Origin of the sequence: Mesorhizobium sp. BR1-1-3 (assembly GCF_020165455.1) — a bacterium.
Classification (GTDB): domain Bacteria; phylum Pseudomonadota; class Alphaproteobacteria; order Rhizobiales; family Rhizobiaceae; genus Mesorhizobium; species Mesorhizobium ciceri.
On record NZ_JAIUIC010000003.1, the window covers coordinates 308,380 to 320,824 of the forward strand.

Here is a 12,445-nt window from a genome sequence, read left to right on the forward strand (position 1 = left end):
CGGTGGCGGGCCGTGGCGGGCACAGGGAATTGTTTTCGAACCGGTTGCTTCATGAAATTGCTTGCCATCGACTGTGCCGCCAACCTCTGCGCCGCTAGCGTCTATGACGCGACGGCGAAGCGGGAGCTCGGCCGCTCGGTGCTCGATCTCGGCAAGGGCCATGCCGAGCAGCTGATGGCGGTCATCGCCGAAGCGCTGGAGGCAGGCGCAACCGACTATGCAGGTCTTGGCGCCATTGCCGTGTCTGTCGGCCCCGGTTCCTTCACCGGTCTGCGGGTCGGCGTCTCGACCGCGCGTGGCCTGGCGCTGGCGCTGAAGATACCGGCAATCGGAGTGACGACACTGGAGGCGCTGGCTGCCGAAGCAGCGACGGCATTTCCCGGTCGCACCGTGCTGGCGGCGCTGGATGCCGGCCGTGAGGAGATCCACGCGGCCTTTTACGACGAAAGGTTAGTCTTGAATTACGGTCCGGCCGTGGCCACGCTGGCCGACGTGGTGGCAATGGCGATGGCAACGTCTCCGGTGCTTGCCGGCACCGCTGCAGCGCTCATCAGTGCATCGGCCGGGCGCGAATTCGATGTCGGCCCTCGGACGGCCACCGCCGACATTGTCACCTACGCCCGCCTGGCTGCCGCCAAGGGCGCGGGCGAACGGCCGAAACCACTCTACCTGCGCGGCGCCGACGCCAAGCCGCAGGCCGGGTTCATTCTTTCAAGGATCAGACCATGATCCCGAAAAGTGGAAGCCGGTTTTCACGGACAACGGTTCCCGTTTGTCCAGAGATCATGGTCAAACAAGAAAACAAAAATTAGATGCGCATCCCTTTTCTCCAACCACGCCGCCGGGACTATGCGCTCGAGCCGCTGAGGATCGCCGACAGTCCGGCGGTCTCGCTGCTGCACCGCGAGGACTTTGTCCGCCCCTGGACCGATGGCGAATTTGCCGCCTTGCTCGAACAGGGCACTGTGTTCGGCTATGCCGCGCGCGAAACCGGACAGGGCTCCAAGCCGCCCGTCGGCTTCGTGCTGGCGCGGCTTGCGGCAGGCGAGGGCGAGATCCTGGCCGTCGCGGTGGCGCGATCGCATCGCCGGCAGGGGTTGGGCTGGCAATTGATGGACGCGGTGTTGCGCGAACTGCACGCGCAGCGCGCCGAAGCGCTGTTCCTCGAGGTCGACGAGACCAATGTCGCGGCGATCGCGCTTTATCGCCGGCTGGGCTTCCGCGAGGTCGGCAAGCGGCCGAATTACTACAGGTCGGCCGAACACGGACCGACCGGCGCGCTTGTCATGCGCCGCGATCTTCGCTAGCGAGACGGCCGGGATGGGGCGATGATCAAGAAAATCAGGATTTTCCTGGCGCTGGGCCTCGTTGTCGCCGGTTCGCTGGTCCTCGTGCCGTTACAGATACTGTCGATGAAGACCGGCTGGTGGCCGGAAACCTTCATCCTCAAGATCTGGCACAGGCTGATCATCAGGGCGCTCGGCATGCGCATCCATGTCAAGGGGACGCTGTCCGACAAGCGCCCGCTGCTGGTTGCGTCCAATCACATCTCCTGGACCGACATCATGGTGCTCGGCTCTTTTGCCGACGTAAAATTCATCGCCAGGGCTGATATGGAAGGCTGGCCGCTGATCGGCATGCTTTCGAAGCTGCAGCGTACCGTGTTCATCGAGCGCGAGCGCAAGCGTTCGTCGGGCGACCAGGCAAGCGAGATTGCCAGCCGCATGGCCAAGGGCGATGCGATGGTGCTGTTTGCCGAGGGCTCGACCGGCGACGGCAATATGGTCCTGCCGTTCAAGAGCACGCTGTTCGGCGCCGCCTCGATGGCGATTTCGGAAGGCGCGGCGGAACAGGTGTTCATCCAGCCGGTGGCGATCGCCTATACGCGTCTGCACGGCGTGCCGCTCGGCCGCCGGCATCGCCCGCTTGCCGCATGGATCGGCGATGAGGATTTGATGCCGCATCTCAAGGTATTGCTCGCGGAGGGCGCGCTCGACGTCGAGGTGCATTTCGGCGAGGCAATCGCCTTTTCCAAGGGTTCGAACCGCAAGGAGACGTCGAAACTGATGGAAAGCCAGGTGCGTGAGATGATGCAGGCGGCGCTTGCCGACCCGCGGCCGAGCCGCTAGCCCCGGCATGCCCTTGCTGGCGCGGGCTGAGAATCGTCTGTTTTTTGTCACGGAAAGGCGTTAGAAGCCGCCTTATGGACTTGAACACGATAGAAAGCGACGACATCGGCACTTTGGCTGGACAGCCGGCAGTGCTTTCCACGGCAGCGAGAAAAGTCTTCATCAAGACCTATGGCTGCCAGATGAATGTCTATGATTCGCAGCGTATGGCCGATGCGCTGGCTGCCGACGGCTATTCCGCGACCGATGCCATTGGCGAGGCGGACCTGGTGCTGCTGAACACCTGTCATATCAGGGAGAAGGCGGCCGAAAAGGTCTATTCCGAGCTCGGCCGTATCCGCGACATGAAAGCCGAGCGTGCCTTGGCCGGCCGCGAGATGCTGGTCGGCGTCGCCGGCTGCGTGGCGCAGGCCGAAGGCGCCGAGATCATCCGCCGTTCGCCGGCCGTCGACCTGGTCATCGGCCCGCAGACTTATCACCGGCTCCCCGACGTGCTGGCGCGGGTGCGCGGCGGCGAAAAGATCGTCGAGACCGACTACGCCATCGAGGACAAGTTCGAGCATCTGCCGCAGCCCAAGCGCGCCGAGGTCATCAAGCGCGGCGTCACCGCCTTCCTCACCGTGCAGGAAGGCTGCGACAAGTTCTGCACCTTCTGCGTCGTGCCCTATACCAGAGGCTCCGAAGTTTCCCGGCCGGTGGCGCAGATTGTCGCGGAGGCTGAGCGCCTGGCTGAAGCCGGGGTGCGCGAAGTGACGCTGCTTGGCCAGAACGTCAATGCCTGGCATGGCCAGGGCGAGAACGGCCACGAGTGGGGCCTTGGCCGCCTGCTGTTCAGGCTGGCCGAAATCCCCGGGCTGGCGCGTCTGCGCTACACCACCAGCCACCCGCGCGACATGGATGACGAGCTGATAGCGGCCCATCGCGATCTGCCGTCGTTGATGCCCTATCTGCATCTGCCGGTGCAATCAGGCTCCGACCGCATCCTCAAGGCGATGAATCGCCGGCACACGGCGAGGGATTATCTGGCGCTGCTCGACCGTATCCGCACTGCCCGGCCTGACATCGCGCTTTCCGGCGACTTCATCGTCGGCTTTCCCGGCGAGACCGAGGCGGATTTCGAGGCAACCATGGAGCTGGTGCGTCAGGTGAATTACGCCTCGGCCTTCTCCTTCAAATATTCGCCGCGCCCCGGCACGCCAGGCGCCGAAATGCCCGATCATGTGCCGGAAACGGTCAAGGACGAGCGCTTGCAGCGGCTGCAGGCCTTGCTCGTGAAACAGCAGCAGGACTTCGGCTTGAGCCTCGTCGGCAGCACCATCGACACGCTGATCGAGAAGCCCGGCCGCCAGGCCGGCCAGAAGGTTGGCCGCTCACCTTGGCTGCAGCCGGTTATTGTTGATGAAAAGGCCGGCGAAATCGGTGACATTATCCAAGTGCGAATCACGAAGACGGGCTACAACAGCCTGTTCGCCGAATTGGCCTGAGGGTCTCGGCAGATGAGGAGAGACGGTTGAGCGCAGCAGAGCTGAAGAACCTGCCCCCGGTACCGGCATCTGGGGCTTCTGACATGGCGCACATCGTTCTGACTTTCGACAACAACAAGCTTGCCAGCGCCCTTTATGGTCAGTTCGACGAAAACCTCGCCCGGCTCGAGCAGAAGCTTGGCGTCGACATCCGCTCACGCGGCAACCAGCTGACCATCAAAGGGTCCGCTTCTGCCGCCGAGCAGGCGCGCCGCGCCCTGGACAATCTTTACGGCATTCTCCAGAAAGGCGTCGATATCGGCCAGTCCGACGTTGACGGCGCCGTGCGCATGGCGATTGCCGCCGACGATCAGTTGACCCTGCCAACGCTGGAACGCAAGGGCAAGGTCTCCGCCGCCCAGATCGCCACTCGCAAGAAGACGATCTATGCCCGTTCGCTCAACCAGGACGCCTATATGCGGGCGCTGGAACGGTCGGAACTGGTGTTCGGCATCGGCCCGGCCGGCACCGGCAAGACCTACCTGGCGGTGGCGCACGCGGCGATGCTGCTCGAGCGCGGCATGGTCGAGCGCATCATTCTCTCGCGGCCGGCGGTCGAGGCCGGCGAGCGGCTGGGCTTCCTGCCCGGCGACATGAAGGAGAAGGTCGATCCCTATCTGCGGCCGCTCTATGACGCGCTCTACGACATGATGCCGGCCGACAAGGTCGAGCGCGCCATTGCCGCCGAAGTGATCGAAATCGCGCCGCTTGCCTTCATGCGCGGCCGCACGCTGGCGCATGCCGCCGTCATCCTCGACGAGGCGCAGAACACCACGCCGATGCAGATGAAGATGTTCCTGACGCGTCTGGGCGAAAACTCGCGCATGATCGTCACCGGCGATCCGACCCAGATCGACCTTCCCTCGAACACCAAATCGGGCCTGGTCGAAGCCTTGCGGGTGCTGGACGGCGTGGCGGGCGCGGTCACCGTGCGCTTCAACGACGGCGACGTGGTTCGCCATCCGCTGGTGGCGGAAATCGTCAGGGCCTACGACCGGGACGCCAAGCTGGCGCGTGGCCTCGGCGCCGAGAATTGATGTTGGCGATGCGGCTTCATGCCTGAGGACATAATATCCGGCGACGGGAATATTCCCGTCGACATCGACATAGCGGTTGAGGCGGGCAACTGGCCCGACGAGGCAAGCCTGACGCGGCTGGTCGATCGGGCCGTTAAGGCGGCTTTTGCCGAAACCGGCGTGGCGGGCCGTTCCGAACTCAGTCTCGTTTTTTCCGACGACGCCCATATCCAGGTTCTCAACGCCGGCTGGCGCGGCAAGGACAAACCGACCAACGTCTTGTCTTTCCCGGCTTTTCCGTTTGCGCAGGGCGGTCCGTTGCCGCCGATGCTGGGCGACATCGTGCTGGCCGCCGAAACGGTCGCCCATGAAGCGGTACTGGAAGACAAGCCTGTCGAGAACCATATCACCCATCTCGTCATCCACGGCCTGCTGCATCTGCTGGGCTACGATCACGAGACCGAGGCCGAGGCCGAGGCGATGGAAGCCGTCGAACGCGCGGCGCTTGCAAGGCTTGCCATTCCCGACCCCTACGCGTAACTACATCTGACCAATTGACCGGACGACGATGAACGACAAACCAGAGACTGCCGCCCGCCCCGACGCCGGCAGTGCAACCAAGGCTTCCGATACGTCGGAAGAGGGATCAAGTCCGAGTACCGTTACCTCTGGTGCTAGCAGTACCTCTGCTGCTGCCAGCATCGGCAGCGCTGCCAGCGAGACATCGCCTGCCGGTCCCTCCCTGTTCGACCGCGTTCTTGGCCTGTTCAGGCAACGCAACGGAACCAGCCTGCGGGAGGAAATCGCCGGCGCGCTTGCCGAGACAACGAGCGATGCCGGCGCCTTCTCGCCCGGCGAACGCGCCATGCTCAACAACATCCTGCGGCTGCGCGAAGTGCGCGTCGAGGACGTCATGGTACCGCGCGCCGACATTCAAGGGGTCGAAATCACGACGACGCTCGGCGATCTGCTGGGCACCTTCGAGCAATCCGGCCATTCCCGCATGCCGGTCTATTCAGAGACCCTCGATGATCCGCGCGGCATGGTCCATATCCGTGATGTGCTGGCCCACATCACCAAGATCGCGCGCGTCAAGAAGGGCCGCTCGACCAGGAAAACACCCGTCGCCACGGTTCTCGATCTCGCCCAGGTCGATCTCGCACGCACCATTGGCGACCTCAATCTGATCCGCCCGGTGCTGTTCGTGCCGCCGTCGATGCTCGCCTCCGACCTGATGGCTCGCATGCAGACGACGCGCACGCAAATGGCGCTGGTCATCGATGAATATGGCGGCACCGACGGCCTTGCCTCGCTGGAAGACATCGTCGAGATGGTGGTCGGCGACATCGAGGACGAGCATGACGACGACGAGCCGATGATCACCCAGAGCGGCGACGGCGTGTTCATCGTCGATGGCAAGGCCGAGATCGACGACGTCGCCAAGATGATCGGCGGGGATTTCGCCGCCGGTGAACATGGCGAATATGTCGACACCATCGGCGGCATGATTTTCAACACGCTTGGCCGTGTTCCGGCCCGCGGCGAGGTGGTGCAGGCCATACCCGGTTTCGAATTTCACGTCCTCGACGCTGATCCGCGCCGCGTCAAGCGCGTGCGCATCGTGCAGAGCCAGAAGGGTGAGCGTCGCCGGCGTGCCACGGCGCGCACCGAACAGGCGTGAGCGTTTCGCTCGCACGATGACTATCGACGACCCGTTCAAGCATCCAAGTCTGGGCTCTGGTGTTTTCTACAAGGATCCTCGTGCCGCGCTGGACTGGCTCGAGGCGGCTTTCGGCTTCGAGCGCAGCATGGTGGTCAGCGATGCCGAGGGAAAGCTCATCCATGCAGAGATGCGGTTCGGCGACAGCTACATCATCGTCGATTCCGAATGGAGCGATTACGTCGCCAGCCGGCTTCGATCTCGGGCAAGAACACGCAGTCGATCTATGTCAGGCTGAAGGGTGGCCTGGATGCGCATTGCGAGCAGGCGCGGGCGCTCGACGCTGATATAATCCAGGAGCCGGCGGATCAGTTCTACGGTGAGCGCCAGTATCGTGCACGCGACCCCGAGGGCCATGTCTGGACCTTCACGCAGACCATCCGTTCGGTTCCGCGCGAGGAGGCCGAGCGGCTGGGGGGCGTTCAAATCGAGGGTTGGCACCGGTAGGCAGGGCCGGAGCTGTGCATCTCAGCCAGCCCATGCGCCGTTTGGAGCGCGGAGCGCAGCCTGTTAAATCTTGTGTCCTGATTCGCGACTCGGAAGTATGCATGGAGCGCCTCACCGGCCGGATAATTCTGCTTTGGGGTTGGCGGCGTGCGCTCGTGGCGTTTCTCGCAGGCGCCCTCGCGGTGCTTGGGCAGGCGCCTTACGACTTCTTCGCCGCCTGTTTCGTCTCGTTCCCGCTGCTGGTCTGGCTGCTCGACGGCGCCACCGGCGAAGCTTCAGGCAGTCTGTTCCGGCGTCTGCGGCCGGCTTTCGCCGTCGGTTGGTGGTTCGGTTTCGGCTATTTCCTCGCCGGCCTCTGGTGGATCGGCTCGGCGCTGCTGGTCGAGGCCGACAGCTTTGCCTGGGCGCTTCCCTTCGCGGTGGTCGGCATTCCTTTCATGCTCGCCTTTTTCTACGGCTTTGCGGCAATCGTTGCCCGGCTGCTGTGGAGCAACGACATTGGCCGCATCGCCGCCCTTGCCTTCGGCTTCGGCCTGGCGGAATGGCTGCGCGATTTCCTGTTCACCGGTTTTCCCTGGAATGCCATCGGCTACGCGGCCATGCCCGTGCCGCTGCTGATGCAGAGCGTCTCGGTGACGGGCATGATCGGCATGAACGCGCTCGCGGTGTTCGTCTTCGCACTGCCGGCACTGCTGGCGGCACGTCGGCACCTGCGCCTCGGGGCGGCACTGTTTGTCGTGCTCGTCGCTGCCCATGTCGGCTTCGGCTATATCAGGCTTGCCGCTCCCGAACCGCCAGCTTCACGCAGCCTGGATGTCCGCATTGTCCAGCCGGCCGTGGACCTGTCGGAAAAATGGGATGCCTCGGTGCGCGACCGCATCTTCGCGGTCCTGATGGGGCTCTCGGGCAAGGCGCCGGATCCAGGCCATCAAAAGCCGCAACTGATCCTGTGGCCCGAAACCTCGGTGCCGTTCCTCTTCACCGAGCGTCCGGACGCATTGACGGCGCTGGGGGATATGCTCGGACCCGGCCAGATGCTGATTGCCGGCGTCGTCCGCGAGGAAGGCGGCTCGGCCGCAAATGCCGACAGCCGCTACTACAACTCCGTGGTGGCGATCGACGACAAGGGTGAAATCACCGACGCCGTCGACAAGGTTCACCTGGTGCCGTTCGGCGAATACCTGCCTTTCGCCGATCTGCTCCAGCGTTTCGGCATCGAGCAACTGGTTGCCGGGCCGATGAGTTTCGCGGCCGGCAATGAGCGGCACGCCATTACGCTGCCCGACGGCATCCGTGCGCTGCCATTTATCTGTTATGAGGTGATCTTTCCCGATCTTGTGGCAGTTGACGCTGCGTCAGCGCAGCTTATTGTGAACGTTACCAATGATGCGTGGTTCGGCGACACGCCGGGTCCGTATCAGCATTTCAGGCAGGCCCAGATCCGTGCGGTGGAAAATGGATTGCCATTGGTGCGTGCCGCCAACAACGGCATCTCGGCCGTCGTCGATCCGCGCGGGCGCATCGTCGATGCGCTTGCTATCGACGCGCGCGGCGCCATCGATGCCCACATACCGATTTCCGGACAGGCGCTCATATCTCCCGGCCAACGGCGCATTAACGGAATGCTGATCATGTTGCTGTTTGCCGTTGGGGCAGCGCTGTTGAACGTAAGGCAAAGGCTACGGGTGAATTGACAGCCAACACATTAGAAACTCATACTGTAAGTGCCTGAAAATTTCTCGAAGCCGGTGGATCGTTCTGTTGGGGCAGTTGCCTCCGGCTTTGTTTGGGCAGGAAAAAAATAGAGAAAGCCGAAAAAATTCGGCGAGGAAAAAATGACAGAAGATAACAAGAAGAAACCGAATCCGATCGACATCCATGTTGGCAGTCGCATTCGGCTTCGCCGCAACATGCTTGGAATGAGCCAGGAAAAGCTGGGAGAAAACCTCGGCATCACATTTCAACAGATTCAGAAATATGAAAAGGGCACCAACCGCGTCGGCGCCAGCCGTCTGCAGGCGATCGCGTCCATACTCGGCGTGCCTGTCGCTTTCTTTTTTGAGGATGCGCCCGGCCAGGAGCCTGTGGCGGGCCGTGGATTTGCCGAGGACGCTTCGATGGCTTTCGCTGTCGAATTCTGCGGCAGCCCTGAAGGCCTTCAGCTCAACCGGGCCTTTGTCAAGATCGCCGACGCCAAGGTGCGCCGCAGGATCATAGACCTGGTCAAGTCCCTTTCCGCCGACGATCCCGACTGATCCTCAATCACGCCAGGACCGGCGGCGCCCCGCCGCCGGTGGCACAAGATAACGGCATCGACATTCATGCCAGAGCCGAAGCACCGCTTGACGAGCGGCGCTTCGCCCCGCTAACACGTGGCGCGCCAAAATCGGCAGCCTGCCGATCGTTTTTCAAGAGGGGACACCCGTGACGCGGCAGAACTACTTCTTTACCTCGGAATCCGTTGCCGAGGGCCATCCCGACAAAGTCTGTGACCGGATTTCCGACGAGATCGTCGATCTGGTCTATCGCGAAGCCAAGAAGACCGGCATGGACCCGTGGAAAGTCCGTGTCGCCTGCGAGACGCTGGCCACCACCAACCGCGTCGTCATCGCCGGCGAAGTGCGCGTCCCGGAAACGCTGCTGAAGAAGGACAAGGCAGGCAACATCCTCAAGGATGCCGCCGGCCATCCGGTCGTCAATCCGGCCAAGTTCAAATCGGTCGCCCGCAAGGCGATCCGCGAAATCGGCTACGAGCAGGCCGGCTTCCACTGGAAAACGGCGAAGATCGAGGTTCTGCTGCACGGCCAGTCGCCTGACATCGGCCAGGGCGTCGACAACGCTGCCGACCGTCAGGGCGAAGAGGGTGCCGGCGACCAGGGCATCATGTTCGGTTATGCCTGCCGCGAGACGCCGGATTTGATGCCGGCGCCGATCTACTACAGCCACAAGATCCTCGAACTGCTGGCTGCTGCCCGCCACGAAGGCAGCGGTGAAGCCGGCAGGCTCGGGCCGGATGCCAAGAGCCAGGTCACCGTTCGCTATGTCGATGGCAAGGCCGCCGAGGCGACGCAGATCGTGCTGTCCACGCAGCATCTCGATGCGAGCTGGGATTCGAAGAAGGTCCGCAAGGTCGTCGAACCCTATATCCGCGAGGCGCTGGGCGACCTCAAGATCGCCGACGATTGCATGTGGTACATCAATCCGACCGGCAAGTTCGTCATCGGCGGGCCGGACGGCGACGCCGGCCTGACCGGCCGCAAGATCATCGTCGACACCTACGGTGGTGCCGCACCCCATGGCGGCGGCGCCTTCTCCGGCAAGGATACCACCAAGGTGGATCGTTCGGCGGCCTATGCGGCGCGCTACCTGGCCAAGAACGTGGTGGCGGCGAAACTCGCCGACCGCTGCACCATCCAGCTTTCCTACGCCATCGGCGTCGCCCAGCCGCTGTCGGTCTATGTCGACTTGCATGGTACCGGCAAGGTCGACGAGGCAAAGCTCGAGGACGCGCTGCGCACGGTGATGGATCTGTCGCCGTCGGGCATCCGCCGTCACCTCGATCTCAACAAACCGATCTACGCCAAGACGTCGTCCTACGGCCATTTCGGCCGCAAGGCCGGCCGTGATGGGTCTTTCTCCTGGGAAAAGACCGATCTCGCCAAGGCGCTCAAGGACGCGGTCGCCGCCTGACAGCGGCGCCGCGAAGTCCCGCCATGGATCCGAAGGACAGACCAAGCCGCGCGACCGAAGCCTTTTTCGGTCGCCGGCGCGGCAAGACCATGCGTCCGCAACAGGCGGCCGCGCTGGAAAGCGGCTTCGGTGCATATCGGCTCGATCTGGCGGCCGAGCCGCCGGCCGATCTGCAAACTCTGTTTCAAACCGATGTCAGCGCGGTTCGCCTCGAGATTGGCTTCGGCGGTGGCGAACATCTCCTGCACCGCGCGACCGAGGCGCCTTCGATCGGCTTTATCGGCGTCGAGCCCTTCGTCAACGGCATGGCCAAGATGATGATGGCGGTGCGCGAGAAACCGCTCGCCAATCTGCGGGTTTATGACGACGACGCCACAAGGCTGCTCGACTGGCTGCCGCAGGCCTCGCTCGGCGGCATCGATCTGCTCTATCCCGACCCCTGGCCGAAGAAGAAACACTGGAAGCGACGTTTCGTAAGCCCGGTCAATCTCGAGCGGTTCGCGCGCGTGCTGAAGCCTGGTTCAAAATTCCGCTTCGCCTCCGACATCGACACCTATGTCAACTGGACCTTGCTGCATTGCCGCGCGCATGGCGCGTTCGCATGGCAGGCTTGCGAGGCGGCGGACTGGCACCGGCCCTATGATGGTTGGCCGGGCACCCGTTACGAGGCCAAGGCCATTCGTGAGGGCCGGCGGCCGGCCTATCTTACCTTCATTCGGAAATAGGCTCGCTGTCTTAGAGCAATTCCAGAAAAAGTGTGAAACGGTTTTCCGTCCGGAATTGCGTCAAAGCTAGAAGCGGCGGCCGATGCGATCAAAGGCGGCAGGCTCGACGCCGAGGTTGCGCAGGTCGTCGGCGCGCGGCCTGCGACCGGCTTCCACGGCCCGTGAAGCGGCCACGGCGCTGCCGAATACGGTGAAGAAGTCGCCTATTGCAGAAAATATCTTGCGATTGCTCATGATCATGTCCTTTCGCGCACGTGTGGCGCACGGCCACCTTTGTGCAGCGCAGCGTAAGTAGGTGCGTTTCAGCGCCGATCCCATGGGGGCCGCCGCATGGGCGCCATGCGCTCCATGCAACGCTGGCGGGGGCCACCTCGATGGCAGCGTTGCCCGACCAGCATAGCGGGCTTGAAACACAGGCCGCGATCGTCTATATCAGCCTCAAATTCTTGGTCGGTATGACGAAGAGTGGGTCCACCCGGTCCCGCTCTTTTTTATTACCTGGCGATAACTTGGTAGAGAACGACAGGGCTTCAATGACTGCAACGGCAAGCGAGGGCGACGATCGCATCATCCGCGAAAGCGGCATCGATGCGCGCATCGCGCTGATCGTCCAGCCGGTTCTGCGCGGCATCGGCTTCCGCCTCGTGCGGGTGCATCTGTCGGGCCAGAACGGGCTGACGCTGCAGATCATGGCCGAACGCGAGGACGGCACCATGACCGTCGAGGATTGCGAAGAGGTCAGCCGCGCGGTGTCGCCGGCGCTCGATGTCGATGATCCGATCGAAAAGGCCTACCATCTTGAAGTCTCGTCGCCCGGCATCGACCGGCCGCTGGTCCGCAAATCGGATTTCACGACCTGGACGGGTCATCTGGTGAAAATGGAAACATCGATCGTCGTCGCCGACCGCAAGCGCTTCAAGGGCAAGATCGCCGAAGCCGGCGAAGACGATGTGCTGATCGAGCGCGACAAGGCAGCCTATGGCGAGGAGCCGACGGTGCGCGTCCCCTATGACGCGATTGCCGATGTGCGCCTGATCCTGACCGACGATCTCATCCGCGATGCCCTGTCGAAGGACAACAGGGCGCGCAAGGAAGCCAAGAAGCGCCGTGGCGAACCGGACGACGACGAGTCGGGTGCGGAAGCGGACGCCACGGAAGAACACGAACAGGAACTATGATTGAGCTGCCGGGCGCA

General features: G+C 63.2%; 13 protein-coding genes and 1 pseudogene. 13 read left to right on the forward strand and 1 reads right to left on the reverse strand.

The features are described 5' to 3' along the window. Positions 1 to 51 precede the first annotated feature (51 nt). From tsaB to trmB, 12 genes and pseudogenes are all read left to right on the forward strand, one after another. Positions 52 to 729, forward strand: coding sequence for a tRNA (adenosine(37)-N6)-threonylcarbamoyltransferase complex dimerization subunit type 1 TsaB (gene tsaB, locus LB559_RS08650; protein ID WP_224673787.1), 678 nt, complete (start codon positions 52 to 54; stop codon positions 727 to 729). A gap of 83 nt (positions 730 to 812) precedes the next feature. Further along, complete coding sequence (gene rimI, locus LB559_RS08655) at positions 813 to 1,307, forward strand: ribosomal protein S18-alanine N-acetyltransferase (RefSeq protein ID WP_224673788.1); 495 nt, start codon at positions 813 to 815, stop codon at positions 1,305 to 1,307. Between the two features lie 21 nt (positions 1,308 to 1,328). Next, on the forward strand, positions 1,329 to 2,129 hold the full coding sequence (locus LB559_RS08660; RefSeq protein WP_063169990.1) for a lysophospholipid acyltransferase family protein: 801 nt from the start codon (positions 1,329 to 1,331) through the stop codon (positions 2,127 to 2,129). Between the two features lie 74 nt (positions 2,130 to 2,203). Next, positions 2,204 to 3,613: a tRNA (N6-isopentenyl adenosine(37)-C2)-methylthiotransferase MiaB gene (miaB, locus tag LB559_RS08665; protein WP_224673789.1), complete on the forward strand. Its 1,410-nt coding sequence runs from the start codon at positions 2,204 to 2,206 to the stop codon at positions 3,611 to 3,613. A gap of 83 nt (positions 3,614 to 3,696) precedes the next feature. Continuing rightward, positions 3,697 to 4,689 carry a PhoH family protein gene (locus LB559_RS08670; RefSeq protein ID WP_023758127.1) on the forward strand — a complete coding sequence of 331 codons (993 nt, stop codon included), beginning with the start codon at positions 3,697 to 3,699 and terminating at the stop codon, positions 4,687 to 4,689. Between the two features lie 18 nt (positions 4,690 to 4,707). Then, positions 4,708 to 5,208: an rRNA maturation RNase YbeY gene (gene ybeY / locus LB559_RS08675; protein ID WP_013527905.1), complete on the forward strand. Its 501-nt coding sequence runs from the start codon at positions 4,708 to 4,710 to the stop codon at positions 5,206 to 5,208. A 28-nt stretch (positions 5,209 to 5,236) separates the two neighbouring features. Beyond that, a complete protein-coding gene (locus LB559_RS08680; protein WP_224673790.1) occupies positions 5,237 to 6,349 on the forward strand; it encodes a hemolysin family protein in 1,113 nt (370 codons plus the stop codon). A 16-nt stretch (positions 6,350 to 6,365) separates the two neighbouring features. Further along, a pseudogene (locus LB559_RS33005) lies at positions 6,366 to 6,835 on the forward strand (VOC family protein). 101 nt (positions 6,836 to 6,936) lie between these two features. Beyond that, positions 6,937 to 8,529 carry an apolipoprotein N-acyltransferase gene (gene lnt / locus LB559_RS08695; RefSeq protein ID WP_224673793.1) on the forward strand — a complete coding sequence of 531 codons (1,593 nt, stop codon included), beginning with the start codon at positions 6,937 to 6,939 and terminating at the stop codon, positions 8,527 to 8,529. Positions 8,530 to 8,670: 141 nt separating this feature from the next. Beyond that, the gene (locus LB559_RS08700) at positions 8,671 to 9,090 is read left to right on the forward strand and encodes a helix-turn-helix domain-containing protein (protein WP_013527901.1); all 420 of its coding nucleotides are present in this window, start codon (positions 8,671 to 8,673) and stop codon (positions 9,088 to 9,090) included. A 169-nt stretch (positions 9,091 to 9,259) separates the two neighbouring features. Then, positions 9,260 to 10,525, forward strand: coding sequence for a methionine adenosyltransferase (gene metK, locus LB559_RS08705; RefSeq protein WP_024503461.1), 1,266 nt, complete (start codon positions 9,260 to 9,262; stop codon positions 10,523 to 10,525). Between the two features lie 23 nt (positions 10,526 to 10,548). Then, a complete protein-coding gene (gene trmB, locus LB559_RS08710; RefSeq protein WP_063171172.1) occupies positions 10,549 to 11,250 on the forward strand; it encodes a tRNA (guanine(46)-N(7))-methyltransferase TrmB in 702 nt (233 codons plus the stop codon). A 66-nt stretch (positions 11,251 to 11,316) separates the two neighbouring features. Here the strand turns inward: trmB and LB559_RS08715 are convergent, their stop codons facing one another. Continuing rightward, positions 11,317 to 11,484, reverse strand: a complete 168-nt coding sequence (locus tag LB559_RS08715) for a hypothetical protein (protein WP_013527898.1) — start codon at positions 11,482 to 11,484, stop codon at positions 11,317 to 11,319. Positions 11,485 to 11,783: 299 nt separating this feature from the next. On the opposite strand from LB559_RS08715, the gene rimP reads away from it, so the two are divergent. Further along, positions 11,784 to 12,428: a ribosome maturation factor RimP gene (rimP, locus tag LB559_RS08720; RefSeq protein WP_013527897.1), complete on the forward strand. Its 645-nt coding sequence runs from the start codon at positions 11,784 to 11,786 to the stop codon at positions 12,426 to 12,428. Positions 12,429 to 12,445 lie beyond the last annotated feature (17 nt).